This is a genomic window from Vreelandella sp. H-I2, from assembly GCF_052959335.1.
Genome location: NZ_JBRAMC010000001.1, coordinates 346,819 through 372,922, shown reverse-complemented (window position 1 = coordinate 372,922; position 26,104 = coordinate 346,819). Strand labels below are relative to the sequence as shown.

General features: G+C 53.1%; 23 protein-coding genes. 9 read left to right on the top strand and 14 right to left on the bottom strand.

Annotated features, from left to right (window positions below; genetic code table 11):
- Positions 1 to 8 precede the first annotated feature (8 nt).
- From ACUVOF_RS01830 to ACUVOF_RS01805, 6 genes are all read right to left on the bottom strand, one after another.
- Complete coding sequence (locus tag ACUVOF_RS01830; protein ID WP_447042739.1) at positions 9 to 695, bottom strand: SDR family oxidoreductase; 687 nt, start codon at positions 693 to 695, stop codon at positions 9 to 11.
- Positions 696 to 803: 108 nt separating this feature from the next.
- On the bottom strand, positions 804 to 2,084 hold the full coding sequence (locus tag ACUVOF_RS01825; RefSeq protein WP_447042738.1) for a nitrate- and nitrite sensing domain-containing protein: 1,281 nt from the start codon (positions 2,082 to 2,084) through the stop codon (positions 804 to 806).
- Positions 2,085 to 2,166: 82 nt separating this feature from the next.
- Entirely contained in the window at positions 2,167 to 3,519 is a 1,353-nt protein-coding gene (locus ACUVOF_RS01820; protein WP_447042737.1) for an MFS transporter, read from the bottom strand.
- A 358-nt stretch (positions 3,520 to 3,877) separates the two neighbouring features.
- Complete coding sequence (locus tag ACUVOF_RS01815; protein ID WP_447042736.1) at positions 3,878 to 4,897, bottom strand: patatin-like phospholipase family protein; 1,020 nt, start codon at positions 4,895 to 4,897, stop codon at positions 3,878 to 3,880.
- 174 nt (positions 4,898 to 5,071) lie between these two features.
- Positions 5,072 to 6,202 (bottom strand): CZB domain-containing protein, encoded by a 1,131-nt coding sequence (locus ACUVOF_RS01810; RefSeq protein ID WP_447042735.1) that lies wholly within the window; start codon positions 6,200 to 6,202, stop codon positions 5,072 to 5,074.
- A 171-nt stretch (positions 6,203 to 6,373) separates the two neighbouring features.
- Positions 6,374 to 7,096, bottom strand: a complete 723-nt coding sequence (locus ACUVOF_RS01805) for a murein L,D-transpeptidase catalytic domain family protein (RefSeq protein WP_447042734.1) — start codon at positions 7,094 to 7,096, stop codon at positions 6,374 to 6,376.
- Between the two features lie 106 nt (positions 7,097 to 7,202).
- Between ACUVOF_RS01805 and ACUVOF_RS01800 the strand changes: the two genes are divergently transcribed.
- Complete coding sequence (locus ACUVOF_RS01800; RefSeq protein WP_447042733.1) at positions 7,203 to 8,837, top strand: L,D-transpeptidase family protein; 1,635 nt, start codon at positions 7,203 to 7,205, stop codon at positions 8,835 to 8,837.
- 129 nt (positions 8,838 to 8,966) lie between these two features.
- Here the strand turns inward: ACUVOF_RS01800 and ACUVOF_RS01795 are convergent, their stop codons facing one another.
- Positions 8,967 to 10,706 carry a peptidoglycan DD-metalloendopeptidase family protein gene (locus ACUVOF_RS01795; protein WP_447042732.1) on the bottom strand — a complete coding sequence of 580 codons (1,740 nt, stop codon included), beginning with the start codon at positions 10,704 to 10,706 and terminating at the stop codon, positions 8,967 to 8,969.
- A 441-nt stretch (positions 10,707 to 11,147) separates the two neighbouring features.
- On the opposite strand from ACUVOF_RS01795, the gene ACUVOF_RS01790 reads away from it, so the two are divergent.
- Together ACUVOF_RS01790 and ACUVOF_RS01785 are read left to right on the top strand one after the other, a co-directional pair.
- Positions 11,148 to 12,071 carry a LysR family transcriptional regulator gene (locus ACUVOF_RS01790; RefSeq protein ID WP_447042731.1) on the top strand — a complete coding sequence of 308 codons (924 nt, stop codon included), beginning with the start codon at positions 11,148 to 11,150 and terminating at the stop codon, positions 12,069 to 12,071.
- An 89-nt stretch (positions 12,072 to 12,160) separates the two neighbouring features.
- Positions 12,161 to 13,153 (top strand): glutathione S-transferase family protein, encoded by a 993-nt coding sequence (locus ACUVOF_RS01785; protein ID WP_447042730.1) that lies wholly within the window; start codon positions 12,161 to 12,163, stop codon positions 13,151 to 13,153.
- Between the two features lie 160 nt (positions 13,154 to 13,313).
- On the opposite strand, the gene ACUVOF_RS01780 is transcribed toward ACUVOF_RS01785, so the two are convergent.
- Positions 13,314 to 13,802 (bottom strand): PRC-barrel domain-containing protein, encoded by a 489-nt coding sequence (locus ACUVOF_RS01780; RefSeq protein ID WP_447042729.1) that lies wholly within the window; start codon positions 13,800 to 13,802, stop codon positions 13,314 to 13,316.
- A 64-nt stretch (positions 13,803 to 13,866) separates the two neighbouring features.
- Positions 13,867 to 14,067: a CsbD family protein gene (locus ACUVOF_RS01775; protein WP_447042728.1), complete on the bottom strand. Its 201-nt coding sequence runs from the start codon at positions 14,065 to 14,067 to the stop codon at positions 13,867 to 13,869.
- A 252-nt stretch (positions 14,068 to 14,319) separates the two neighbouring features.
- Between ACUVOF_RS01775 and ACUVOF_RS01770 the strand changes: the two genes are divergently transcribed.
- From ACUVOF_RS01770 to nfi, 3 genes are all read left to right on the top strand, one after another.
- Positions 14,320 to 14,508, top strand: a complete 189-nt coding sequence (locus ACUVOF_RS01770; RefSeq protein ID WP_113268841.1) for a hypothetical protein — start codon at positions 14,320 to 14,322, stop codon at positions 14,506 to 14,508.
- A gap of 91 nt (positions 14,509 to 14,599) precedes the next feature.
- Positions 14,600 to 16,315 (top strand): DEAD/DEAH box helicase, encoded by a 1,716-nt coding sequence (locus ACUVOF_RS01765; RefSeq protein WP_113268842.1) that lies wholly within the window; start codon positions 14,600 to 14,602, stop codon positions 16,313 to 16,315.
- Positions 16,316 to 16,472: 157 nt separating this feature from the next.
- Positions 16,473 to 17,159, top strand: coding sequence for a deoxyribonuclease V (gene nfi / locus ACUVOF_RS01760; protein WP_113268843.1), 687 nt, complete (start codon positions 16,473 to 16,475; stop codon positions 17,157 to 17,159).
- 27 nt (positions 17,160 to 17,186) lie between these two features.
- Here the strand turns inward: nfi and ACUVOF_RS01755 are convergent, their stop codons facing one another.
- Positions 17,187 to 17,903, bottom strand: coding sequence for a glutamine amidotransferase (locus ACUVOF_RS01755; protein WP_447042727.1), 717 nt, complete (start codon positions 17,901 to 17,903; stop codon positions 17,187 to 17,189).
- A 207-nt stretch (positions 17,904 to 18,110) separates the two neighbouring features.
- Here ACUVOF_RS01755 and tpx point away from each other — a divergent pair, with 207 nt between their 5' ends.
- On the top strand, positions 18,111 to 18,611 hold the full coding sequence (gene tpx, locus ACUVOF_RS01750; protein ID WP_447042726.1) for a thiol peroxidase: 501 nt from the start codon (positions 18,111 to 18,113) through the stop codon (positions 18,609 to 18,611).
- Positions 18,612 to 18,637: 26 nt separating this feature from the next.
- On the opposite strand, the gene ACUVOF_RS01745 is transcribed toward tpx, so the two are convergent.
- Both ACUVOF_RS01745 and ACUVOF_RS01740 read right to left on the bottom strand, forming a co-directional pair.
- Positions 18,638 to 19,318 carry a gamma-glutamyl-gamma-aminobutyrate hydrolase family protein gene (locus tag ACUVOF_RS01745; RefSeq protein WP_447042725.1) on the bottom strand — a complete coding sequence of 227 codons (681 nt, stop codon included), beginning with the start codon at positions 19,316 to 19,318 and terminating at the stop codon, positions 18,638 to 18,640.
- 42 nt (positions 19,319 to 19,360) lie between these two features.
- On the bottom strand, positions 19,361 to 20,371 hold the full coding sequence (locus tag ACUVOF_RS01740; RefSeq protein ID WP_447042724.1) for an amidoligase family protein: 1,011 nt from the start codon (positions 20,369 to 20,371) through the stop codon (positions 19,361 to 19,363).
- A 143-nt stretch (positions 20,372 to 20,514) separates the two neighbouring features.
- Here ACUVOF_RS01740 and ACUVOF_RS01735 point away from each other — a divergent pair, with 143 nt between their 5' ends.
- A complete protein-coding gene (locus ACUVOF_RS01735; RefSeq protein ID WP_447042723.1) occupies positions 20,515 to 23,013 on the top strand; it encodes a mechanosensitive ion channel domain-containing protein in 2,499 nt (832 codons plus the stop codon).
- Here ACUVOF_RS01735 and ACUVOF_RS01730 read toward each other — a convergent pair.
- Both ACUVOF_RS01730 and ACUVOF_RS01725 read right to left on the bottom strand, forming a co-directional pair.
- On the bottom strand, positions 22,930 to 23,361 hold the full coding sequence (locus ACUVOF_RS01730; RefSeq protein ID WP_447042722.1) for a hypothetical protein: 432 nt from the start codon (positions 23,359 to 23,361) through the stop codon (positions 22,930 to 22,932). The genes ACUVOF_RS01735 and ACUVOF_RS01730 overlap by 84 nt on opposite strands.
- A gap of 114 nt (positions 23,362 to 23,475) precedes the next feature.
- Positions 23,476 to 24,531 carry a J domain-containing protein gene (locus ACUVOF_RS01725; protein ID WP_447042721.1) on the bottom strand — a complete coding sequence of 352 codons (1,056 nt, stop codon included), beginning with the start codon at positions 24,529 to 24,531 and terminating at the stop codon, positions 23,476 to 23,478.
- A gap of 126 nt (positions 24,532 to 24,657) precedes the next feature.
- Here ACUVOF_RS01725 and ACUVOF_RS01720 point away from each other — a divergent pair, with 126 nt between their 5' ends.
- On the top strand, positions 24,658 to 26,088 hold the full coding sequence (locus ACUVOF_RS01720) for a hypothetical protein (RefSeq protein WP_447042720.1): 1,431 nt from the start codon (positions 24,658 to 24,660) through the stop codon (positions 26,086 to 26,088).
- The last annotated feature ends 16 nt before the right edge of the window (positions 26,089 to 26,104 follow it).

Here is a 26,104-nt window from a genome sequence, read left to right as displayed (position 1 = left end):
CTTACCGCTTACTCAAGCGGTGGGGTTGGGCGAATAAGAATTTCATTGATATCCACATGGGCAGGCTGTGAAAGCGCATACACCACTGCATTAGCGATATCGCGATCTTCTAACGCATACTCCGGCGGTTCATCAAAAAAGGGAGTGTCGACCATCCCTGGTTCGATAAGCGTCACGCGCATGCCCGTGCCGCGTAGCTCTTCACGAAGATTATAGCCAATGCCAGTCACTGCCCACTTGGTAGCGCTATACATCGAGCCTGGGATGGTCGTGCGGCCTGCCGCTGATCCCGTCAATAAGACATGACCTTTACTGCGTTTAAGGGCGGGCAAACAGGCCTGAATAGTAAGGCCGACACCGTAAATATTAGTAAGGATCATCTCACGCCATGCGTCGTGGTCGGCGCTACTAAAACCGCCGGGGGAGCCGCCGCGTCCAGCGTTGGCAAAGATAGCATCCAGGCGACCAAAGGTCTCAAGCGCATGTTCTACCATGGCCTGCTGCTGCTCAAAATTGGCGACATCCAGCTCACAAGCCAGTACGTTTTCGGGGCCGAGTTCTTGAGCTAACGCGTTGAGTTTATCTTTCGAACGGGCAGCCAAAACCAATTTATAACCTTCTCGTGAGGCAGCTCGGGCGGTAGCTGCACCGATTCCGCTGGATGCGCCGGTAATCAATAGCACGCCATGATGCATAGATAGCACTCCTTGCTCGTTTATTGAGGTAGGCCTTTAGCATGGCTAAGGTGTTGGCATCCTGCAAACATACGCCTAACCAGCTTAGTAACGCTTTGCTGATTTCCGCTAGCGGGAATGTGTCTCCTCTTTGCGTTTTAACATTGAAGAGAGATCGAGAATCGCCTGGGCCATATCCGCCATGCTTTTGCTTTGGTCCATTGAGGTTTTACGCAAGAAACGATAGGCCTCCTCTTCGCTCATATCTTGGTGGGCCATGATAAGCCCCTTGGCGCGCTCAATCAGTTTACGTTCACGCAGCGCCTTGCGGGTGTTTTCCAGCTCATCGCTAAGCCCTTGTAAACGGCTGGCCTGGGCTTGGGTGAGTTCAATAAGTGAGCGACCTAACGGCGAGGTGAGTGCGTTGGCGGTCAGATCGCCGAGTGGCGCACCGTTCAACGCCAGTAGTTGCTCGCAGGGAGCGGGCGTAGGGCGGCAGGGCTCCGCCTGGGCTTTTTTTAAAGCGTCCTCTGCCTGGTTGATTTTGTGATGGCAAAGCGCACTCAACTGTGTGATAAGCGCCTCCTCAACCGTTTTTATCGAGTCGATACGCAGCGTCGTCAGTTCGTACCAAGTTTCACCCAGCGTATCAGGCGTTTCTCTGGGTGGCGATTGCGCTGCAGAAGGACGCTGGCAGGCGATGTCGCGCAGGTGGCAAATGCCTGCGAGTGTGCGCGGTGAAAGTTCTTTTTGCCATGACAGTTGCGCCTCCGAGGTAGCAAACTCCACAAAAGTGTCAAAGCAGCGCTGCTGATCCGTCATCAGTTGGTTGAGCAGGGCGCGGTGGGGTTCATCGAAGTGGCCGTGGGTAAAGCCAAATGCGCCACAGGCGCGCTCCTGGCCAGCCAGTTCTTTGCCTTGCATTAAGTGGAAAATCGCCACTAACGTGCGGGTAATATCGGGATCGATAGAGGTGTCTGCGGCCTCAAATACAATCGCCAGCAATCCACTGGTCAGCTGGTTAAACGCCTGGGTCGCTGCATCGGGTGTGATTGCAAAGGTATCGATGGCTTGGCGAAGCCCGCCAAGCTCGTCGAGGGCATACCAAACGGCGGCAATACGACGTAGTAAGCGAGCGGCTGCCTGGGGCCGAGCCTCTTGGCTGAGTGCTTCCAGCCTTTGGCGCATTAACGTTTCGGCCTGTTGGCTATGCTGCCGGTAGGTGTCTCGGCGGGTTTTGAAGCGTTGGCCGTGAGACACCAGATAGATCGTCGATGCGCCCCGTTCACGCTGGAGCATATGAATAAAGTGGCTGATATCACCGACAATATCGGCGGCAGTGGCAAGATGCGTAAGGTTGTCGATATCGCAACGGATGGCGGTTAAGAGCAGTTGCTGCGCTGAAGACATACATATTTCCTCAATAACTCGCCGCCCAAAAGTAAGCACTCCCTTTGGCTAATCAGCTACATGGGAGCGCCTAGTCGTAAGCTTAACGTAATGAAAGTGCGCCCGCCCCAACATCGTCACCAATCGCATCATGGTAGGCTTTAGCCTCCACGGCTTCGGTGGCATCGCTAAAGCGAACCAGCAGAACACAGGATGCCAACACAAGCACCGTTAGCCCTAGATAGAACAAGCCCTGCTGGTAGCTCAGGCTTTCGCTGCGGAATAGAAATGCCGCGCCGACGGCGCCCACATTGCCTCCAGCGCCTACAATACCGGCGACAGCGCCCAGCGCTTTTTTATTGATGAACGGGACGACCCCAAACGTGGCGCCTTCTGCCATCTGCACAAACAGGCTGAACACCAACATGATGCCAATCGCGAGGCTGAGCACATGCATTTGCGAAAACGCTACCAAGGCGATGCCCTCGCAAATCAAGGCAATGAAAAGCCAGCGCACACGTCCTTTTAAGCCGCCCTGCTTGGCGAAAAGATCCGAGAAGACGCCGCCCAGGGTGCGCGCAAAAATATTCATTAGGCCAAATAAGCCCGCGATGAGGCCTGCCGTGGCCAGGGTAAGATCAAACTTATCAAAAAAGTAGATGGCTGCAATATTGTTGATCGTCAGTTCCACCCCAAAGCAGAGACCATATACAACGAACAATGCCCAAACGCGAATATCCTTAGCGGCGGCTAGAAAGCTCTGCTTGGCACCATTTTCGCCGTTTGCTTCAGGCAACTCACCCCGGGCGCGCAGCTCGCTGAAATTTCCGTTAGGCGCGTCTTGGGTGAAAAGCCAGTAACCAATACCGGTAAAGAACATAACCACGCCAGGTACCATCATTGCCAGCCGCCAGCCAAAGGCTTCGTTAACACCTAGCATCAGCATGCCTGAGAAAATCAGTGGCATTAGGATTTGTGTCGTACCCCCACCCAGGTTACCCCACCCGGCGCTGGTAGCGTTGGCGGTGCCGACTACATTGGGGGCAAACATCATAGAGGTATGGTATTGAGTAATCACGAAGGAGGCGCCAATAGCGCCAATGGCTAAACGCGCCAGTAGAAAGGTTTCAACGCTATCCGCTAAGCCAATGCCCATTACGGGGAGGGCGCCTAATAACAGTAAGCCGGTATAGGTTTTACGCGGACCAATGCGGTCGCATAGCACGCCAATCGCAAGGCGCACAATTACCGTGATAGCCACCGACGCGATAATCGTATTACCGATTTGTGTTTGGGTAAGCGAAAGGTCTTCACGAACAATCGCCATTAGAGGGGCGATGCCAAACCAGCCGAAGAAGCAGATATGAAACGCAAACCACGAAAAATGGAAAGCGCGCATTTGAGGGGTGGAAAAGTTAAATAACCGAATGCGGTTTGCTTTATTGCGTATGTCCATGGGATGGCCTCACGGGTCATAAAACGAGTTGAGCGCTACGCAAAACGCAGGAAATTAGCGTGTCGCGCCAGCAATTGACGAGAACATGCCTTCATCGTTGAAGGTCAGGCTCGACGCACTCGTACCCCATTGGGCCTGGTCCACGCCTACCACCACTGGTAAGCGTCATGCAGGTAGTTTGCCAGTTGATTATTTGTTTTTAAAAATCATAATGTTAATTTGTTGTTGAGTTTTTTTGAAGTTAATGGATGTCGTGAATATGCTGCATAATTGGGCATGCAGAACATGTTCTGCGGCATCTTGGTGCTAATCAGAAAGGTCCGGTGAAACATTGAACGATGACGCCACGCTTAGCGCGTTATTCATGCAGGTAAACGGTATCAATATCGAGCGTAGAGTGGTGGCCTATGGCATCGAAGTGTTCACTTAACCAGCGTTCAGCAGCGGCTTGGCCTTGTTCAAATAAATGGCATAAAAAAGGCCATTCCGAATTGGATTTACTGGAGACGGAAAGACCTTCAAGCGCCAGCTCACCGCTAATACGGTGAAAAAGCGCCTGTTGGTAGCAGTTGATAATGCCTTGTTCATCGAGCGCGTTTTTAAGCAGTGCAATCATGCGGATCTCTTTAATAAGCGCCGAGTTAAAGGTGATCTCGTTGAGGCGGTTCATGATAGCCGATGCTGATGTGGGCACCTCTTTACGGCTGATGGGGTTAATTTGTATGAGTAAAATGTCCCGTGCGCTGCACTCTTCCATCAGAGGGAATAATGCCGGGTTGCCCATATAGCCGCCGTCCCAATAAGCTTCGCCGTCGATTTCTACAGCCTGGAATAGAAAGGGCAAACAGGCAGAGGCCATGACAGCATCGACACTCATTTCCTCGCGCCGGAAAACGCGCTGTTTACCTGTTCGCACATTTGTCGCGGCTACAAACAGCTTAAGTTGTTCACATTGGCGCACGCGCTCGAAATCGATATGGCTGGCGACGATATCGCGAAGCGGATTAACGTTGAGCGGATTGAGTTGATAGGGGGAGACCACGCGGCTTAACAGGTCCATGGCAATAAAGCCGGGGGAGTGATCCAGGCTCCAGTTGCCCGTCAATATATCCATGGGCGTGCGGCGGATCGGGCTTGCCATACCCGCTCGGCTAACGGCTTGCCAAAAATCATGCAGCGCTTGCCGAGCCGTGTCTTTATCTCCCCTTGTTAGCGCATCGGCCATCACTACACCGTTCATGGCCCCGGCACTGGTACCGCTGATACCCTCAATTTCAATTCGCTCATCCGCCAAAAGGCGATCAATGACGCCCCAGGTATAGGCACCGTGGGCACCGCCGCCTTGCAATGCGAGGTCCAGCTTTTTGACCTGTGTCATGTACTTTTTCCCATTACCACTGGTGAGAAGACTGATTGCAGTGAAACCAGCATGGCATAGGCGGTCAAAGAAAACGAAAAACTAGTTAGCTGGTTCCTCTGCGATAGGCATGCAAAAGCCAGCTCCCGGGGAGTTGTTCTTAAGCTAAGGGGCGTTTAAATATTCTTGTCTTCGTTAAGGTGCCCCCGCGAGCGGTGAGTGGTGACTGGACGAGTAAGGTACCTCGTAGATAGCGTGTTCCATTAGATTATCCAATTGAAGAGCAAGCTGTTGGCTGGCTTCTTCCATCACACCTAAGGCGGCTAACTGACCGTTGTGATCTCCCAGGCGGGCAAACTTAAGTGCCTCTGCGCCGCTCTCATGCATCCGACGATGCGGCGCCGCCAGCGCTCGATAAGCTTCGGAACGTGCGTAGCGTTGGTGGCCTTCACCATGCTGGTGCCAGCGGCCTAAACGACATTGATGATAGTCTTCCAGTGGGATGTGCGTATTTGCAGACAACAACTGCTTATAAAGCCGACATTTCCACACCGCATGGTCTAGCTTTGCAGAGTGTAAAAATGCAGCGGTGGCGCTGTTATGAATCACTTTGTGCATATGCTGTGTTTGATCAGCAAGCTGATGCAATGCCTGCTTGGCTGCATGCGCTGAGTGGGCAATCTCATCGTCAGCCTGACGCTTTTTAGCTATGGCATGCGAGTGTTCTTTTACTTGAGAGTTCACTTGCTCCATCAGCACGCTGAGCTGGTGGCTCAATTGGTGCGTATCAAGTGCTAAGCGGTGTGTGTCATCCGCGATGGTTGCTAGTCCTGGTGGCTGCTGGCTCGCTGAGTCAGCCGACTCAAGAAGACCTTGGCTATGGGCCGTTTCTAGCGCTGTACTAACGGCTAACGCTTGGGCGCTGTCCGCATTACGAGCGAGGGCAACCTGCAGTTGTTCCAGTGCTTGAAGGGTGCTCGTCATTACTAACGGCGAGGCGGCTAACGCTTCGGTATGTTCAGTGTCATGGCATCGCTGAAGAAGAGTATTGACCGCTTGCTCGGCATTAACAATCAGGTTAAACGTCTCCGTTAAGGTGGAGCGTTCACCGGCAAGCTGGTCGGCGTACTCTTGAACACCGTTATTTAGAGAGGCCAGCATATCGGCCCCTCTCGCTTGTAATATGCTGGTTGATTGCGCCGGTTTCATTAGGCTTAACAGACGGCGACTGGGGGAGGGGGTAGCGGCTTCAAGCTGAGCGCGTAAGTCAGCAATCTCCTGTTCCAGGCGGCGAATTTTTTGGTAAGGGTGCATAAAGGTGAACATGTCAGAGACACCTACGGCAGAAAGCAAAAAAATTGTGTTGATTTGTCACAAAGTATTGCAGAGGGTTCCCTTGAACGCCTGTTTTAGCGGCTGAAGACGAAAAAATTCAACTATTGACCGTCTTTAAGACTGAGTTTGTTAATGTTCCTCCTTGCAGGAACCTAGAGAGTGTTAGCGCCGGGCTAGCTGTGCGGGGGCTGCCGTGCAGCCTAGAAACGTAGAGCTGGCAAGCCACTCTGCATCAGGATAATAAGCGAAGACATATTGATCCTCTTTTAAGCTGTCAATCAGTGGGTAAGTTACCTCTACACGTACCGCCGGGCAGCCATGGCTGCGCCCCAACCTTCCTGTTTGGGTAATGAACGCGTCGCTTACATAATCGGCACCATGGATCACGATAGCGCGCTCAAACGCCAAGTCGTTGACGTTAGGTTCAAGGCCTTCCAAGCGCAACGAGTAACCATTGCGCCCGTAATAACTGTTCATGGTACGAAACAGGCCAATGCTGGATTGATGGCTATCGGGGGTGTTGGAAAACGTTTCGGCTTGGGCGTCACCCGATCCTTGACCATGAGAAACCAACTCTTCGAAAAGTAGCTTATGCTGGCGTAAATCGAATACCCAGAGGCGTGGTTCGGTAGAAGGCAGTGAGTAATCGATCACTGCAAGGCGCTCGGCATTGGGCTCTGCACAGTTAAGCGCCTGTGCGGCTAGCCGCAGTGCGTCAGGGCTCGCCTGGGGGGCCAGCTGAAGTAGCTGATGATGTAAAGGCAGCACACCGGAAGGGGGTGCAGAATTAACTTGAGAAAAGAAGCTATCGGCGTGTAACGGTAACGTAAATAACGTAAAAGGTAGTGAAAATAATAACGTGGCAACGTTTAAACGAAGAGCCATAAAAGTCGATCCTACAAGCATTATCAGTCATGATGAAAAGTAGCCGGCTAATATAAAAAACAGGGTCGGCCAAAGTGGAAGGCTATAGTAACGCAAGGAGAGGGCGATGAACGAGATACAGCCACTAAGACGATGGGCGATAGGGGCCGCTCTGTGTTTAACGCTTAGCCATAGTCCTTTAGGCATCAGCAATGCGTATGCGGAATCAGTACCGCTGGAGCAGGCGTTAGTTCAGCAATTAAGCACGGTGGAACCGCACCGTTTACCTGTTGCTGAATTCTATCAACTGCGTAAGGGGCAGCTTGCCTGGCAGGCAGCGGAAGCGGTTGAATCATTGGTGGCGGCGCTCAACAGCCTGGAACACGATGGCTTGGTGCCAGAGGATTATCACGCTGATACGCTGCTCGCTGAATTTCAGCGTAGCCAGGTAAGCGGCGATGATGCCCAGGCATCATTTGATATTAAAGCCACTCAATCCCTGCTGCTGGCGCTGGACCATTTAGAGCGCGGTAAGGTGAACCCACGGGATGTCGAGCCCAATTGGGAAGCGCCGCGTCCTGAGCGTGGCTACTCGCTGCGACGTGTTGTGCATGCTGTTGAAGATAGTTCGATTGATAACGCTATTGCGCTGGCCCGACCCTCATCATCCGAATATCAACAGCTGCGCGATGCCTTGAAACAGCATTATCAGCTGGCTAACCTGGGTAGTCCGCCTTACTTGGCTGCACGGGATGAATCACTTCGGCCAGGGGACGAAGCCGATGATGTTAGCGTGCTGCGCCAACGCTTGGCACTGTGGGGGGATGCCGATGTATTGGTAGCCGACAGCAGCGCTTATCCGCTTATCGGTGTGCAGTCGGCACCTAACCGGCGGACCTTTGATGCCTCGCTAGAAGCGGCTGTCAAGCGCTTCCAACGACGTCATTTGTTACAAGAAGATGGTGTAGTGGGCGAACAGACCCGTCTAGCCCTCAATGCCTCGGTGTCGACACGCATTGACCAGCTACGGGTGAATTTGGAACGTGCACGATGGATCGGTCCTATGCAGTCTGCTGAGCCACGGGTGTGGGTCGATATTGCTGGCTATCGGATGCATTACGTGCGCCCTAACGGCCAACATTGGGATGCTCGGGTGGTCGTAGGGTCGCCACGTCGTGAAACGCCCATTATCCACTCTACCATCAGCCATTTAACGATTAACCCATCCTGGACAATACCACCAACAATTATGCGCGAAGATGTGTTGCCTCGTGTGCGGGCGGATATCGATTACTTGGCGCAACAGAATATCCAGGTCATAAGCCCCTCTGGTGAACCGCTGGTTGCAGAAGAGATCGATTGGCAACGCCCTGGTGGCATTATGCTGCGCCAAGTGGCGGGTGTGGGTAACCCGCTGGGGCGCGTTGTTGTCCGGTTTCCTAACGATGACATGATCTATTTGCACGATACCCCCGCACGCGGCTTATTTCAGCGTGACCGGCGGGCACTCAGTTCAGGCTGCGTTCGCGTTGAAGGCGTGGCTGAGCTAGCGCAAATGCTGCTGCAAGATACCGGCAGTCGTTATCAAATGAGCACTTTATTGAGTGGGGGGAGCGATCTCAATGTACGCCTAACTCAGCGTATTCCCGTGGCGCTTCACTATTTAACCGCGTGGCCAAATGCACAAGGTGAAGTGGAGTTCAGGCCCGACATCTACCGCCGTGATGCAACGCTGTTGGCAGCGTTACAGCGTTCTGTCTAATGGTTGAAAGCCAATGTTGAAGACCGCTGTTGAAGAACATGCTGGAAGCATAGAAACAAAGCAACCTAACGCAAAACACCGCCAATTTGGCGGTGTTTTGCAGTTTAAACGTTTACTTAATAAGAGCCGTCAGTCGTCGCTTTCCTGTTGATAATTAGCCACGCTAGTCGGGCCTGTTTCGCCGCTTTCCAATGTGGCTAGAATAGGCGCCGCTTGGTTCTGGAACGCAATAAGCGTATCGCCGCTTAAACTGGTATTTTCGGGTAGGGGTACCGTCATCGCATTCACCGGTGAGTTATTAACGATGACTTCATAATGCAAGTGAGGGCCAGTGCTGCGACCTGTGTTGCCTGACAACGCAATGCGCTCGCCCATCGTCACACGTTCACCTTGCTTAACTAGCGGGCGTGAAAGGTGTAAATAGCGCGTACGGTAACCGTTGTCGTGACGGACGATGATGTAGCGCCCTGCCGCATGATGGTTGCTTACACGCTCCACGACACCATTGGCAGGGGCTGTCACCGGCGTGCCGATGGGCATGGCAAAGTCGGTGCCATTATGCGGGCTGATACGACCAGTGACCGGGTGTTTACGCCGTGGGTTAAAATTGGAGCTTAAACGGTAGCTGCCTTCGAATGGATGACGTGCAAAGGCCGGGTCAAGGCTACCGCCCTCAGGAGTGTAAAAATTATCATCGGTGGCATTACGTACCACGGTTAAATCCATGCGCTCACCGTCGTATTGAACTGCTAATACGCGCGAATCAAGTGTCTCCCCATCAATCATGTCCGACTCGACCAATACCTGGAAGCGGTCACCGCGGCGGCTATCACGTCGAAAATCGAGCTTTTTTTCAAGTAGCTTCGTCAGTTCCGTTACCGAACCACTGTTTAAACCTGTCGCCTGTGCTGAGCGTGCAAAACTACCGCTGACGCTACCTGCATAAAGGCGCTGAACGGGCTCACCCTGTCGTTCAATAGTGGTAATGGCGAACTGGTCTGAATCCCTTTCCAGTAATATGCCATCACGCGTATTTTTCATCATGCGTAGTGATAATAAACGCCCATCTTCACCCAGTTGGTAATCAAAGCTGTGTCCGGCGCGCCAGTGGGTGAGCATGCGTTGATCGGGTAAATCTTCAAGCAGGGCCATTACTTCGCTGTAGCCAAGGCCTAATTCATTTTGCGCCAGTACGGCGAAGGTTTCGCCGGACTCAACAATGTGAGTTTCCCATTCGGGCACAAACGGCTCTTCTGCTGCCAGTTCTATGTCCAGAAACGAGATGTCATCAAAAAGCTCAACGCCGTAATCTTCATAAGAAGTAGCATCGGCAATTTCAACTGAAGAAGAATTATCGGCATCCAGCATGCCGCTGGTCAGTGTGCCCAGCACAATCGCCATATGCAGTGCGCCATCATCAAGCTCGGCGATGCCCAGCGCTGCCGTATTAAATGCAGGCGTAGCTTCAAGCGCCGGGGCATCAAGTGAGGCGGCATTAAGCACTGTTACATCATCATCCAGGGCAGCTTGGGACGCTATATCGGCGTCAGCGGTGGCGATGACATCAAGATCAATGATCTCGGACGCTGTTAGTTCACTAAGAGGAATATTGTCGCGGGTGGCGTCGATGGCGCGAGAGGCGCGGTCGATCGCTTCAGCCACCGGGGTGCGCTCTTGACGCAAAGAAGGTACGCCCGGGGTTGAGTCACTCGGAAGCGGTACCAGCACGCTTTCAAGTGGTGTATGTGGTTGGTTTAAATCTTGGTATGTTGTCAGTAACTTTTGTGCGCCCAGCACAGTAACCATAGTGGCCACAGGTAACAGTAATAATTTGTGCGTGCGGGGCAGCGAATGGAGGATTCGCAACATGGGTAAATAGACCGCCGAGTTCGTGATTAAAAGTAACTATTAAACGCATAAACCCGGAAACCTTACCCCATGAGGACAGGGGTGCATAGACTGTACATCTATACATAAAGCATAATTAAAGAAAAATAAGGCAATTAAAAGTCGATATTACTATTAATAAACACTGTTTGCTAACAAATGTAACGAACAAAGCCGAATAATTAAATAACCTGAATTAACATAGGCGAAAACTAAGTTTATTAAAGTTCAAATATAACAAAAGTTCAGAATTTAGCCCCTCGTCAGGTCAGTCGCTGGCTACATTTTTGATCATCGCCAATTGGCTACTCGCAAGCATTTTAAAAGCACTGGCAGAACTGATGCTCATTTCCTGGCATTCTAGACATGTTTTTTTCGAATATTAAGCGCATTATTTCGCTGTATTGCGTTGAGGAAATCGAAATGTCACGGGTAACACTTTCACAATGGCAAATGTTAGCCGCCGTGGTTGACCATGGTGGGTTTGCGCGTGCGGCTGAAGCCGTACATAAAAGTCCCTCTACGTTAAACCATGCTGTGCATAAACTAGAAGAGCAGCTAGGGGTTCAAGTGTTGGAGCCTATTGGCCGCCAAGTACGTTTGACCGAAGCGGGGGAATTGCTGCTTCGGCGTGCACGCCAGTTAATTGAGAGTGCAGCCTCGCTTGAGGATGTGGCTACGCGCCTTGCCGCTGGATTAGAAGCAGAAGTGGTAGTGGCAATCGACCAGATTTTTCCTGCCGCTGCGCAAGCCAAAGCGCTGGAGCGCTTCTCTGAAACGTACCCCCAAGTACGTGTTCAGTTGCACGAAAGTGTACTCAATGGAGGCATTGAGATGCTTTACGATGGCCGCGCAGACCTAGTGGTTTCTGGCATTGAGGCGCAGGGGTTCTTAGGTGAGCCGCTGGTAACGGTACGTTTTGTGGCGGTAGCGCATCCTCGGCATGCCCTGCATCAGTTGGGTCGCTCACTGGATTTACGCGACTTGGCTCAGCACCGGCAGTTGGTTGTGCGTGACTCAGCCCTGCGGCAATCGACAAACGCAGGTTGGTTAAAAGCCGAACAACGCTGGACCGTTACTCATCTAAATACGTCACTTGATATGCTGCGGCGTGGTTTGGGGTTTGCTTGGATGCCCGAAACGCGTATTGGCGAAGAGTTAAAAAACGGCCAATTAAAGGCATTGCCGTTGCCTGCAGGCGGTATTCGTGAAGTGCCTATCCAAATGATCTTTCGCGATCGAGACCGCGCAGGGCCTGCGGCTCATGCGATGGCTGAAGCGCTAAAAAAAGCCGTTGTTAGCGAGTGTGCGCTGCATGATTCGATTCACTCGAATGAAAGCACGTAAAACATCCGCTTGAGCATCCACACTGCGGGCGTATGCTGGAAATATTAAGCAATAACCAGCACACCATAAGACTTTTCAGGAGACGCCCCATGGGACTGCTTGTAAATGGTCAATGGCAAGACCAGTGGTATGACACAAAAAAGCACGGCGGCGAGTTCGTGCGGGAATCAGCCCAGCTACGCGACTGGGTCGGTACCCAGCCTGAGACAAACGGTGATTGTTACCCCGCAGAGAAAGACCGCTACCATTTATATGTATCGCTAGCCTGCCCTTGGGCGCACCGCACATTGATAATGCGTAAGCTCAAAGGGCTGGAGCCGCTGGTGGGCACGTCTCATGTCAGCCCGTTGATGCTCGACCAAGGCTGGACCTATCGTGAGGATGAAGGTTCCAGCGGTGACCCGGTTAACGGCGTGGAATTTCACCATCAGCTTTATACCATGACCGACCCACACTATACCGGTCGAGTCACAGTGCCTGTGCTATGGGATAAGCAACGCAGTGCCATTGTTAATAATGAATCTGCTGATCTACTGCGTATGCTTAATCACGCGTTCGACGAACTCACCGGCAACGATTTGGACTTTTACCCCGATGATCTTCGCAGCGTGATTGATGAAATCAACGCCGATGTGTACGACCATATCAATAACGGGGTTTATAAAACCGGCTTTGCCACTGAGCAAGCCGTCTATGAGAAGCATGTAAAAGCGCTGTTTGATGCGTTGGATCGGGTGGAAGCGCGCTTAAGCGAGCAGCGGTATTTAGCAGGGGAGTGGCTGACTGAGGCAGATATTCGTCTGTTTACGACGCTGATTCGGTTTGACGCAGTTTATTATAGTCATTTCAAGTGCAATTTTAAGCGTATTGAAGATTATCCCAATCTGTCCAATTACGTCAGAGAACTCTACCAGTGGCCCGGCATTGCTGAAACGGTCAATATGGATCACATCAAACGCCACTACTACTATAGCCACGATACGATAAACCCAACCCGTATCGTTCCTGCTGGCCCGCTGCTCGAATTTCAGCGGCCTCACGATCGGGACCGTTTGCCAGGTAAAGGCGTACGGCGTAAATAGCCAGCACATGGTTAGATGGCCATTCGCTATAGTGTCACCATCAAAAAGGGCCGTCTCTGTGAGCGGCCCTTTTCCATACCGTAAATTTCGGTACGTTAGATTTCTCTATTAGCACAGCCAAAATAAGACTGCGAAAAACATTTGCCCTAGTTAAGCGTTATTAGCCGTTATCGTCGACATCGATAGCTTCACGAGTGCGTTGCCAAGCGCTTTCCGCACCTTCTTGGGTTGTTTGCCAAGCATCACGAGCATTGGCCTTGGTCTGTTCCCACCAATCATTATTATAGGCAGGCAGGGCTTCTACTTCTTCCTGGCTGGCTTCGACCATAATGCGATGTTCAGTATCGCCATCGTCTTCGGTATCAGTTTCGAGAGTGAAGTAATCGGTATCCACTACGATCTCACGCCCACCTAAGCCAAGCACGTCACCGCTTTCGATTACAATCGCGCTAATACGCATCTCTTCGTCAAACAAGATGTCATCGACTTCGCCGATCTCATCACCGGAGCCGCCAGCAAAGTAGACTTCCGCGTCAAGAATGTCATCAGCAGAGTACATGCCTTGTGGTTCATTAGACGCATGGGCACCCATTGCAAAGCTACCTAGTAGGGTGGCACTAATCGCGGTTGTCAGAATTGTCTTACGCATAGCATCTCTCCATGTGGCTACGATAAATAGTAAAGACTGGATATAGTAAAAAATGGCTTGATAGCTATTGCTGACGATCAGCCCAATCATCAGCTTGACGCTCGGCTTCCTCGCGTTCAAAACCATACTTCTGCTGCAGCTTACCCACTAACTGATCTTTCTTACCACCGATCTGATCCAGTTCATCGTCGGAAAGCTCACCCCAGCTAGCGCGTGCTTTGCCTTTCATTTCTGTCCATTTACCTTCGATTTGATCCCAGTTCATTGCATCACTCCTTGAGATTCGTGAACTTGATTAGACACCTCTTAGGTTAGACCATATGTGTATGAGTGCAAGTCCCTGATTCAGTATGGTTCAAGTTAAAAAGGCTGGTCAGAGGCAAAATACAATGCTAGGATGCGCGCTCCTCGCATGTGTTGACCCCTCCATCACGACGATAAGCGTTTATCTGCGGTAGTTATTAATAAGTAATATTAATAGTTATTAGCAGTGTCGCTTGCGGGAACATCTCGCCAATTGCTAGATGTTCATTGCTGTGAAGATGGCGCGCCTCCAGTATTTCACCACACGGGTGAAATCGGCGCAGAAGGTCGCCACAACGGTTGGCCCGCTAAAGCGGTGCTTGCCAACCGGATGCTAGGTGCGACCGGCGTCTCCGACTCCATTGATGGCTTTGACCGCTTCGGCGGTGCCTGTTTTCGATAACGACTACATTCATGTCGTTTAGCGATAACAGAGTCAGGGACGCTCACGATGTTTTTTTGCCGGTACTTACCGGCCTACCAAGGTGTGATTAATGACCTCGACTTCTGTCGCCTCGCCGAGCTTCGGCGATCTGGCTCTTTTGCCTGCCGTTTTGTCTGCTGTTGAATCACAGGGCTACCTCGTTCCCTCGCCGATTCAGGCGCAAACCATCCCTGCGCTGCTTGAAGGCCGCGATATGCTGGGCCAGGCCCAGACGGGTACCGGCAAAACCGCAGCGTTTGCATTACCGTTACTGTCACGTTTAGAACTGACTCGCCGCGAACCGCAAGTGCTAGTAATGGCGCCGACCCGCGAGCTAGCTCAGCAAGTAGCTGCCTCGTTTAGTAAGTATGGCCAAAACCTCAAAGGTCTCGAAGTAGCGACCCTTTGTGGTGGTCAAGAGTACCGTGAACAGCTTGGCGCCCTTAAGCGTGGCGCACAAGTGGTTGTGGGTACCCCCGGCCGTATTATCGACCACCTGGATCGCGGTAGCCTCAAGCTTGATGGCCTCTCTGCGCTGGTGCTGGACGAAGCCGACGAAATGCTGCGCATGGGCTTTATCGACGACGTAAAACGCGTGGTTGCCGATACCCCGAAAGATGCTCAGCGTGTGTTCTTCTCGGCCACGTTGCCGGCTGAAATCGAACGCATTGTTAACCGCTACTTGGTTAACCCTGTGAAAGTCGCCATTGAATCTAGTACCACGACCGGCGAAAATATTGAGCAGCGCATTGTCCGTGTTGATGGCGGCGCTAAGCTTGAAGCCCTATCCCGTATTCTTGAAGTCGAACCGGTCGATGGTGCCATCGTCTTTGTACGTACACGTGCGGCCTGTACCACGCTAGTTGAGCAGTTGACTGCCCGTGGTGTTAACGCTGCTGGCCTGTCGGGTGATCTCGACCAAAGCTTGCGTGAGCGTACCATTACGCGCTTGAAGCGTGGCAAAGTCGACGTATTGATCGCCACGGATGTGGCTGCTCGTGGTCTTGACGTGTCGCGTATCACCCACGTCATTAATTACGACCTGCCCCAAGATGCGGAAGCCTACACGCACCGTATCGGCCGTACTGGTCGTGCTGGTCGCAGTGGTATTGCAATCACCTTTGCTGGCTTCCGTGAAGGCCGCAAAGTCGGCTGGATGGAGCAAGCAACCGGTCAAAAAATGACCGAAATGGCGCTGCCTGACGAAGCCGCTATTCGTGCCCATCGTGATGAAGTCTTCCATCAGCGTGTAACTGCCTCTTTAACCAAAGGTGCAGAAGAGCAACGCGCGCTGATTGAACGTCTGATCGAAGAAGGCCACGACCCGATCGAGCTAACCTGTGCGTTTGCCGCGATGGCGCGCGCTGATGAAGCACCGATTGGTCGCTTACAGGCACCGCGTAAAGAGAAGCCCTCACGTGATGGCGCTCCTGCCGGTAAGCCGGGTGCACGCCGTGAACGCACTAGCGGTCCGACTGAAGGTATGACGCGCTATCGCGTTTCCGTAGGTCACAAAGATGGTGTCAAGCCGGGCCAGTTAGTCGGTGCTCTCGCCAATGAAGGTGGCATCGAAGGCGCACGTATCGGCCGTATCGATATTCGCAACGCTTTCTCTGTCGTGGAACTGCCGAGCGGCTTGCCCTCGACGATTCTGACCAAGATGGCACGTGCCCGTGTGGCCGGTCGTCCGCTGGAAATCAGCGAAGACAGCGCACCGGCTGAACGCGCACCGCGCCGTCGTCGTGATGAAGGCGATGCGCCGGTTCGTCGTCGCGAACGCGCCTAAGCTTTCATCAATGTAAGGATTAATCAGCTACCGCTTAGCGGCAACTGAGCATTCCGATCGCCCCCGCACCTTCACAGGTGCGGGGGCGTTTTTTTGCTACCTTATGCACCAAACATTAGAGTGTTTATTCTTCAGGTAGGTCTTCAGGGAGGATGATATGTCAGCATCGCTACACGAATGGAACCTTGCGCCTAGGGAGGCGATGGCGCTGCAATCGCAGTTGGCAACGCAGCTAGAAATGTCCGACCGCTTGGCTCCGGTAACGCATATCGCCGGGGTGGATATCGGTTTTGAAGATGGCGGCGAAACGACCCGGGCGGCCGTGGTGGTGCTGAAATGGGACCCTGCTACTGCACCAGAGTTAAGCGTGGTTGAGCAAGTGGTTAACCGTGAACCCACCCGTATGCCCTATATTCCCGGGCTGCTATCTTTTCGTGAAATCCCCGCGGCGCTGGGCGCGTTCGAAAAACTCAGCGTTTTGCCCGAACTGGTGATGGTCGATGGCCAAGGGATTGCGCACCCGCGTCGGTTAGGGGTGGCGGCTCACTTGGGGCTGTGGCTGGATTTGCCCACTATTGGCATTGCTAAATCACGTCTGTATGGCAAACACGCTGAGGTAGGTGAGCAGCGTGGCGATTGGACACCACTTTATGCGGGAAAAGAGACGATTGGGGCCGTGTTGCGCTCTCGCGCGAAGGTCAAACCGGTGTTCGTGTCACCCGGTCACCGTATCACGCTGGAGACGTCACTTACGTGGGTGATGCAGTGTTTAGGACGTACCAAGCTGCCGGAACCAACAAGGCTCGCTGATCGCTTAGCGTCGCGGCGAGACCAGCGCAAGTGATGGCGTAAAAAAGAGTGATGTAAACGGTTATACAAAGGCTAAAAAACGCCGCAGTAGGCTTGAGGCTTCACTGCAGTCAATAACGTTCGCCAGCAGAGTGTCGGGCTTTTCGCCCTGGTCGCGCAGTGCGGCCTGTTGACGTTTCAGGTAGGCACACATCACTGGGGCGGTGAATTCAGGATGGAACTGTACGCTCCACTGGCGGGGGCCATAGCGCAGCGCTTGATGGGCGTCATGGCTGTTATGGGCCAGCACGGTGCTCCCTTGAGGCGCTTGCATGACTGATTGCGCATGAGTGAGATGAGCTGCAAATCCTTCGGGAAGTTGGCTAAACAGGGGATCTTGCTGGCCCGCTTGAGTCAACCGCACTGTATGAGTGCCGGACTCGCGTCCCGCAGGGTGGTAGTCGCTAACACCGCCAAACGCGTCGGCCATTAGCTGGTGGCCATAGCAAACGCCTAACATAGGCGTATTGTTGGCCAGTGCTGCTTTTAGCCACGGCTTAAGCGCTTCGCTCCAGGGTTCGGCATCACTAACCATGCTGTGCGAGCCAGTGATGATAATGCCTGCCAAGCTATCAAGCGCAGGTGCAGTGGGGTTTCGTTGTGCATCCCACACCTGCAGATCTAAGTGTGCTGGCAGGGCAGTGCTAAGCTGCTTTTCAAATAACGTTTCAAAATCACCATATTGGTCAACAACTTCTGGATACGCATCGCCAGTTTTAACGATCAATACACAGGCCATATCACTCCCTCGGTGAAATGAAACGCAAACGTTGAGCTGAGGCTTTCGCGTCGAGTCCGCAATGTGATGTCCTCAAAGCCATGTCCTCAAAACTATATCTTCAAAACAATGTCTTCAAAACAATGTCTTCAAAACGAGGGAGATAGCCTACCATGGCTTCTCAGGCGTTAAGAACGCATTAATGATTAATGTAATAAGGAGTAGGCAATGCAACAGATTACCCGTGCAGGCGAACCACTGGATGTCGCTGGCACACTGCCCAGTGCCGGGCAAGCAGCGCCCGCGATGACGCTAACTAATACCGAACTGCAGGATGTCACGCTCGATACGTATGCAGGCAAGCGTAAAGTATTCAATATTATTCCCAGTGTGGATACGCCCACCTGCGCCATGTCGACACGGCGATTCAATGAAATGGCGTCAAAACTGACGGACACAGTGGTCTTAGTTGTCTCTGCGGACTTACCTTTCGCCGCTAAACGCTTTTGTGGCGCAGAAGGGCTGGATGATGTTGAAACACTGTCTACTTTCCGTCATCCAGAGTTTCGTGAAACCTGGGGCGTGGCATTGTGTAATAACCCGATGGAGGGGTTGTGTGCCCGTGCGGTAGTGGTGTTGGATACCGATAATCGCGTGCTGCACAGTGAGCTAGTGAGCGAGTTGAAAAACGAGCCCGACTACGATGCTGCCTTGGCGGCATTAAACTAGCGCCTCGTGTTAAATAGATCGTAAGGTTAAGCACGCCGCCTAGCGTGGCGTTTTGATGCCGTCACCAGTGCGCGAATTAAGCGCTGCTGGGGACGGTTGAAAACCAGCCACTCGGGGTGCCATTGCACGCCAATCAGAAAATCGTGTTCGCGGGATTCTATGCCTTGCACCAAACCATCTCGGTCGCGAGCGACAATCTCAATTCCTTTACCCGCTTCATGCACGGCTTGGTGGTGAAGGCTGTTAACGCGGCACCACGTTACGCCTAGCAAGCGGTGCAGCTTACTTGCTCCGACAATATCGACGGTTTTGCGCGGCAGTACCGTACGTCGACGTTTTAAACCTTCATGGGTGGTATAGATATCGGGATCCAAGGTGCCGCCTAGATGAACGTTGATTAGTTGCGCTCCTCGACAAATGCCCAGCACTGGCGTATGCAGCGGAATAAAGCGTTCGAGCAGCGCGAGCTCCAGCTCATCTCGGGCGGGGTCAAGGCGTACATCTAACTGTACCTCCCCACCGTATAGGTGGGCCTGAATATCGTCCCCACCGCCAATGATCAATCCATCCAGGCGTTCAGGCCGCGGACGAGAAGGCGATAAACGCAGCGGCTTGCCGCCGTGTCGCCAGACGGCAAACCAATCAAACCACCACGCTAAGTGGCTTTTTTGGTCAGAGGTAGTAATTCCGATTAGTGGCCGAGTCATGCGGGTGGTTGCTCACTGTTGCAGAAAATGAAATGGGAAAAATTAGTGCTTACGCCTCAGCCAGCGACCCAGCTTGTCTTTAACCCGGGTTAGTAGGGGGCGGTTATGATCAGCGATATATTCAGCACAGCGAGCGAGTAAGACGTCAGTGTTAGCGGCAAGTTTCTCGACTTCCACCCAGCGATTCCACTCGATCGTCGAGCCCCAACCAGGCTGAGAAAGCTGGGCATTGGGTAAGCGATAGTGAAAAGTGGGTCGGGGCTTAGTGAGCTGGGTATGCAGCAATTCATGACGATGGTCGGGACGCAGATAGGCAAAAAGCGGCAACATATCGAGCTCGCGATTGCGTGTGGGGTTGTAGTGCAGATAGTCGTCAATCAAGGTGTCAAGATCAGGCGCGTAGCGGCTATCGAGTACTTTTAACGCGTAGGCTTTGTGGAACGGGTTGGCGTGGGGCAGCATCTCGCGGGTAATATCGACTTTAATTTCATCGCGCAGCCAGCCGGCAAGCAGTAAGTAAGCGCGCAGCATGGCGAGCAAATAGTCAGCGTCAAAGCTCTCTACTTCAGGGTTTAGATGCAACCCAAAGCCATACATCAAGCTGGCATCGGTTCCCTTGGCGCCGTGCTCACGTAGGGCTTCAAACAGTGCATCTAAATCTTCCAGTTCATTCCAAGGCACCGGTGGGCAAACGATTTCGGTAGGCACTAAGCCGATGACCATGTCGCCAATTAATTCACGGGTTTTTTGGTGAAATTCGATCCGTCGCTGGTGCTGATGGCGTGCCCACTCGCTGTCTTCTGTATGAGGATCGTCGAGCAGGGATTTGTCGGGATGGGCATACTGGGTGTCAAGTTCAATGCCAAATTCGCCCCAGCGGGTATTTTCTACTAGTAGCCGATGAGGGCTTACCACGTTAAGCTCCCCGCCAAACAGCTCGCGTACAAGCATTGCCGTGTCACGGGGAGGTAGGCCAGCAAATTCAATTTCGACGCCTACTTGCCGGATTTTTCCGTGACTGTTTAAGCGGTTAAGTGGAGCTTGCAGCGTCATCTCGGCATCCTTGAGGTGAACGTTTAAGTATCCAGCCTATCATAGTCACGCAATGAGACTGAGCGTATTACCGGGTCCAGTAAACCATAAGGCCGGCAGACGATAAGCAGGGCGCCATCTAAGCAAATTTTCAGGAGTAAGGCGTGCGACAGCACTGGTTGATTAACTCGCTAATAGGCGTTGCCTTGTTTGTATTGGCAAGCCTAGTAATGACAAGCATGACGATAACGCAGGCCCAGGCGCAAACCGTATCGCTACCCAGTTTGGGCGGCGGTTCTGAGGAGGAAACTGCCGAAGTCAGCGGAGAAGAGTTTCAGGCGTCGTTGAATGACGTCATTACCATGCTTGAAAACGAGGAGCGGCGCACCGAGCTGCTTAAATCGCTTCGTGAACTGCAAGTGACCGCCGACGCTGCCAGTGAGGAAGAGGGCGTAGTGCGGCAGGGGTTGTTGGGTGCACTCGCCGATACGTTAAGCGATCTTGGCGACCAGGCTCAAGCAGGCGATTCACCGGTTGACCAGTGGGCACGTCAACTCGTACAGGGGGCTGAGGATTTACGTGCGCTAAATGATGATGCCGACCAAGGCGAGGCGATACGAGCGGTTGCCGAGGGAGCCATACTGGCCCTGATTTGGGGCGTGCTGTTGGTGATAATGATTGCCTTTGGGCGGATGGTGGCTACGCGCCGAGAATGGCCGCTGGATTTGCCTCGGGATCCCAAAGCCTGGCTAATGGCGGTGCATTTTTTACGCCGTATGCTGCCTTGGGCGTTGTCGTTTGCTATTACGCTTGGGATTGGCCAAGTACTACCTGATAGCCCTGGGCGTACCTTAGTGCTGGTAGTGGCCTATATCTGCCTGTGTGGTCGGGCGCTTTCGGTGGTATTCGAAACGGTCATCGCCTTCTTTAGCCGCGGCCATCGGTTTACGGCAGTTCAACTGCTTCAACAGCGTGCCCTGCGTGGCATGTTTGTGATTGGTGCCTTGATTGCGCTTGGCGATGCGGTCAACTCCACTCGCTTGGTTGAACTGCTTGGTAGCGAACTTTCAAGCTTGGTCTCGGTTCTCTCCAATATGCTGGCAGCGCTGCTGGCAGCGCGGTTTATTATTAAATTCAAACGCCCCGTGCGTCATTTGATTTGTAACCGACCCTTCAAGCAGCGCCGTGATGCCAGTACTGCCGTCGAAATGATTCGCTCGCTGGGTGGGTTATGGCACATACCCGCGCTGCTTCTGGTCAGTGGTTCACTGCTGGCCATTTTTATCACGGTGGGCGATGTGGGCACCGCACTGGCGCGCTCGATTATATCCGCCAGCCTGCTGGTGCTTACGCTGGTGGTGACTGGGCTACTGCGCCGTCAGGCGGAACGGATTGGCAAGCGCCGTCACCGTCATCGCCAGAGTCAATATCGCAAACGCTTAGAGCGCTTCGGCTTTGTCCTCGCGCATATTTTCGCATGGATGGTGTTTGCTGAGCTCTCGATGCAGGTGTGGGGAAGTTCGTTCTTTGGCCTTGGTCAGCAAGCCGTGGCCAGTGCCCGCATAGGACAAGCGCTGTTCAGCCTGGGCGCCACCGTGCTATTGGCCTGGCTGGTGTGGATCTTTGCCGACACGGCTATCCAGCGTGCATTGATGTCATCAGCGCGTTCGCGGGGGCGGCGGGTCAATCAAGCCCGGGCACAAACCATCACCCCCATGATTCGCAATGTCATCTTCGTGACTATTTTAATTATTGCTGTCATCGCCGGGTTGGCTAATTTGGGTGTCAACGTGACGCCGCTGCTAGCCGGTGCCGGTGTGATCGGTCTGGCGATTGGTTTTGGTGCCCAAACGTTAGTGCAGGATTTAATTACCGGCATCTTTATTTTGATCGAAGATTCACTGGCGGTCGATGACTTTGTGCAGATCAATAACCATATGGGGACTGTCGAAGGGCTGACGCTGCGCACCGTACGTCTTCGCGACTTGGATGGGATCGTGCACATCATCACGTTTAGCCGCATTGAGTCGATTCATAACATGTCTCGCCAGTTCGGCATCGCGCTGATGCGTATCCGTATTCCATTTGATATGAAAATCGACGACGCGATTACGCTGATGCAGGAGACCGCGCAGGAGTTGCGTCGCGACCCGATGATGCGCCACTACATCTGGTCACCGTTGGAAATGCAGGGTGTTCAGGGATTTGAAGATGGATGCCCTATCCTGCGTATGCGTTTTCGCACGGCACCAGAGATGCAGTGGGATGTATCCAGGGCGTTTAACCTGCTACTCAAACAGCGTATGGAAGCCCAAGAGATTGACCTGGGCGTACCGCGTCTTAGTGTCAGTATGGAAGCGCGCTCAGAAGATCGCATGGAGGCCACCGCAGGCACTTCATTCGCGCTTGACGATGATGCGCCAGCCAGCGATCAGAGGACTTCAGACGCGGAGCAAGAAACGGACACAGACGACCACAAAAGACCCGCACCGCCAAAACCTGCACCGCGCCCGACAAAAGCAGAAATTCGTCGCGACGAGCAAGAGCGCAAGTATGATAAGACGGCTGATCGAGCGGCGTCACATCGGCAAAAGCCCCCAGCACAAGGCAAGCCCCAGGCAGGCACCTATGCCAGCACCGGCGGTGAACACGGCGATGAATAACCACGGCCCGCGTAAGCGACGCCAACGGTTATACAGCGAGACTGCGTGGCTAACGCGATCTACCAGTTCATCATGGCGCGAAATGGCATGATCGGGCGGTAGTGAAAAGTCGTTTGCCACGTCACCCTGCCAGTGTGCGCTGTGGCTGAGTCCTAGTCGCGCTCGTAGCCTGCCAATATCGCTCACGGTGTCGTGAAGCGTATCGTAGGCTTCGCGGCGTTCGGCAACGGAAAAAACCGCCTCGGCATCTTGGCGCAGCGCGCTATGCTGGCAGTTAGCGACGGCTCGTTTGATCTCTTGGTCGTTGGCCTCAGGGGAAACCGCGAGGCGCTGGTACAAATCGCGCATAGGGGGCTATCGTTTCTCTTGGGGCAACCATTTCGCTTGGAGCTTTCGATTCTCGTGGAGCTTTCGATTATCGTGGGCTTGGGCATAGTGCGCAACGTCTAGCGTTACATGGTCTCAGTAAGTTTGCATTAAGTAATCGTAGGCATTTTTGATACGTTGAAAACGCGCGGAAGCCAGAGCGACCTGATGTTCGCTTTCAGAGTAGAAGCGGTCTGGATGGTGGAGCTGTGCCATTCGCCGGTAGGCATGACGAACTTCAATACGGCTAGCGCCGGGGGTAAGCCCCAGTATCGAAAGCGCCCGGGTAGTGCGGTCGGGCGGCGGTGGCGCGGTACGCTGCTGGCGGGAGTGATTATTGCGTTGCTCTTGTTGACGATACTCTTGTTGGCGATAGTCTTGCTGGTGGGAGCCTTGTCGGTGCGAGTCTTGCTGACGAGAGCGCTGTTGTTCCCGTTCGGTTCGCTCGCGCTGTCGCTGGCGTTCCTGCTGGCGAGCTTGCTCTTGCTGACGCTGCTGTTCTTGTTCCCGCGCTTGGCGGGCCTCCTCTTGGCGGCGTTGCTTTTCCTGCTGTTTTTGTTGCTTCTGTTGGTGGCGTTGCTCTTTCTGCCGTTGCTGCTGTTCTGCCCGGGCGTTGGTCTGTTGTTGTTTCTGCTCAGCCGCCTCGGCCTCACGTGCTTTGCGGGCATGATAATCTGGGTCGTGAACTTGCCAATAGGCATCTCGGCTGGGATCTTCGGGAGTGACCAATGGGATGCCCGTCAGCTCCTTAAACAGAATATTTAAGGTCATCGGTGCAACGCTTAGCAAGTCCGCTAAAAAGCGCAAAATATAATGGTTGGCCAATGACAGCTCGCCGTCATCGGTAGCGACAGTAATGGCTTGATGAATAATGCTCTGGCTGCGCTCTGTGCCACACTCTTTGCGGACTACCTCTGCGGCTAATTGGATGGCTTGGAGGTCTTGGCTATGGGCAATACTCATGACCGGACCTAGCTCATGCCCGTGGCGAAACTGCGCAGTTACCTGGGCCAAGCGACGTCGTCGCTGGCCCTCCGAGACGTGTTGGCGGTGCACCAGCACCCAGCCCAGCAGCAGCAGAGTTGCCGTATCCACTTGGCTGCGGCTCTTTAATAGCAACAGCTCAAAGGGTGAAAAACGGGCAATGGACATTTCCTAGCTCCACAGATAAAGAGGTGAACAGTGGGCGTGATCTGGCAACAGTTTTCCGGACAGCGCCATGAACATTTCAGCCATGGTATATCATCACGTTAGTGAAGGGAGTAGGAGATTGGTGAGTTGATCAACGTTGATCGTAAAAACAGCTTTCAGTTGCGCCTTACCCGACGGCTCAAGGAAGAAACATCGCATAACCTCGACGTCTACCTTTTTGTGCCTGGCGAGTTGGGATTAAGCACCCAACTGATCTCAGAAGAGGCTTTTTATCATGCCGCCATCCATGTCTCGCGCACCTACTACAGTGACGAATATCTCCTGCCACTGGTGCATAGTCGTCTTGCCAGCCGTAACCGACTCGGTAGCGATTCGTATCGTTTGAGTTTGAGCCTTTACGCTTACCAATACGTGGAGGCGATGGAGCGCACCACTCAAACGATGTTAGTGAGTGCCAATAAATTACGCCATGCCCGTCAAGAACTGCGGGAAGAAAACAGTGAGGTGCAAGAAAGTGCTGTTGCCTTATGCGATCAACTGCATGAAATGATTGATCTGAGTGACGGAATCCTCAAACGGTTGCGACGTAATCAACCTGATGATGAAAGCCTCAAAAAATACTTTGCCAATATTGATAATTACCTTTCCTGGTTTACCGAACAGCAACTGCTGGCACTGGTCGCCCATATGCCCCGTGGCGGTGAATTTACCGACATCCGCAGACGCTTTATCAGCGTGTGCCACCGGGAGGATGAGCACCGCAGCGAACAGAAGTATAACGCCGAAAGGGTAAGGGTCGACCCCACGCGAATGTCGAACAAAATGCGCCTGCTGCGCCGCTTGATTGAGCACCCTATTACTTTGAAGCAACAGTCTCTTGAGCTTGGCAGCGGCGAACAGAGAGCAGTTAAAGCATTAGCCACAGCGGTGGTAATGGGGTTTGTGACGTTAGGTGTATTGCAATTGCGTAGCGCACTAGGGGACCTTTCTGCCTTGTTTGTTTTAGCCATGGCGTTACTCTACGCCATGCGTGAGGTATTTAAGGATGATTTGCGCAATACGCTTTGGCGCTGGCTACGTAAAGGCCGCCCCAAATGGCGCCGCCAGTATTTAGACCCTACGCAAAATGCCGTTGTGGGCCGCCAACTGGAGTGGTTTGATTACAAACGATTTGCCTCGTTGGATAACGCTATTAAGCAGATGCGTCGACGTAAGGTGGCCCAACGTGAAGAGGTGGTGCTGCATTATCGTTCAAGTTCCCGCATGTCGCCCACGCGCTTTTTAAGCGGCTACGAGCATACCCGCGAAACACTAAATCTGGATATCTCCATGCTGGCGCGGCTAATGAGCAAAGGCAAACATCACATCTATCGTCTTAAAGATGGTCAGGCGGTTCGCGAGGGCGTCGAGCGTCGACATCTTTTCAATCTTGTCATTCGTGAAACGGGTAGTGAAGACACGCCCTATCTCGCGCGCTGGAAAGTCGTGGTGAGTCGCTCAGGCATTGTCGACGTTGAGAAAGTTGAAGAGAGCAGTGCCGCTAAAGAGAATACTTAAGCAAGCGGACCAATAA

Bases quoted from the DNA above. Each gene is read 5' to 3' on its own strand.
- ACUVOF_RS01815 (WP_447042736.1), bottom strand. From the start codon at position 4,897: ATGACACAGGTCAAAAAGCTGGACCTCGCATTGCAAGGCGGCGGTGCC.
- ACUVOF_RS01795 (WP_447042732.1), bottom strand. From the start codon at position 10,706: ATGTTGCGAATCCTCCATTCGCTGCCCCGCACGCACAAATTATTACTG.
- ACUVOF_RS01830 (WP_447042739.1), bottom strand. From the start codon at position 695: ATGCATCATGGCGTGCTATTGATTACCGGCGCATCCAGCGGAATCGGT.
- ACUVOF_RS01765 (WP_113268842.1), top strand. From the start codon at position 14,600: ATGACCTCGACTTCTGTCGCCTCGCCGAGCTTCGGCGATCTGGCTCTT.
- ACUVOF_RS01730 (WP_447042722.1), bottom strand. From the start codon at position 23,361: ATGCGCGATTTGTACCAGCGCCTCGCGGTTTCCCCTGAGGCCAACGAC.
- ACUVOF_RS01825 (WP_447042738.1), bottom strand. From the start codon at position 2,084: ATGTCTTCAGCGCAGCAACTGCTCTTAACCGCCATCCGTTGCGATATC.
- ACUVOF_RS01790 (WP_447042731.1), top strand. From the start codon at position 11,148: ATGTCACGGGTAACACTTTCACAATGGCAAATGTTAGCCGCCGTGGTT.
- ACUVOF_RS01820 (WP_447042737.1), bottom strand. From the start codon at position 3,519: ATGGACATACGCAATAAAGCAAACCGCATTCGGTTATTTAACTTTTCC.
- ACUVOF_RS01805 (WP_447042734.1), bottom strand. From the start codon at position 7,096: ATGGCTCTTCGTTTAAACGTTGCCACGTTATTATTTTCACTACCTTTT.
- ACUVOF_RS01785 (WP_447042730.1), top strand. From the start codon at position 12,161: ATGGGACTGCTTGTAAATGGTCAATGGCAAGACCAGTGGTATGACACA.
- nfi (WP_113268843.1), top strand. From the start codon at position 16,473: ATGTCAGCATCGCTACACGAATGGAACCTTGCGCCTAGGGAGGCGATG.
- ACUVOF_RS01755 (WP_447042727.1), bottom strand. From the start codon at position 17,903: ATGGCCTGTGTATTGATCGTTAAAACTGGCGATGCGTATCCAGAAGTT.
- ACUVOF_RS01780 (WP_447042729.1), bottom strand. From the start codon at position 13,802: ATGCGTAAGACAATTCTGACAACCGCGATTAGTGCCACCCTACTAGGT.
- ACUVOF_RS01810 (WP_447042735.1), bottom strand. From the start codon at position 6,202: ATGTTCACCTTTATGCACCCTTACCAAAAAATTCGCCGCCTGGAACAG.
- ACUVOF_RS01745 (WP_447042725.1), bottom strand. From the start codon at position 19,318: ATGACTCGGCCACTAATCGGAATTACTACCTCTGACCAAAAAAGCCAC.
- tpx (WP_447042726.1), top strand. From the start codon at position 18,111: ATGCAACAGATTACCCGTGCAGGCGAACCACTGGATGTCGCTGGCACA.
- ACUVOF_RS01740 (WP_447042724.1), bottom strand. From the start codon at position 20,371: ATGACGCTGCAAGCTCCACTTAACCGCTTAAACAGTCACGGAAAAATC.
- ACUVOF_RS01775 (WP_447042728.1), bottom strand. From the start codon at position 14,067: ATGAACTGGGATCAAATCGAAGGTAAATGGACAGAAATGAAAGGCAAA.
- ACUVOF_RS01725 (WP_447042721.1), bottom strand. From the start codon at position 24,531: ATGTCCATTGCCCGTTTTTCACCCTTTGAGCTGTTGCTATTAAAGAGC.
- ACUVOF_RS01800 (WP_447042733.1), top strand. From the start codon at position 7,203: ATGAACGAGATACAGCCACTAAGACGATGGGCGATAGGGGCCGCTCTG.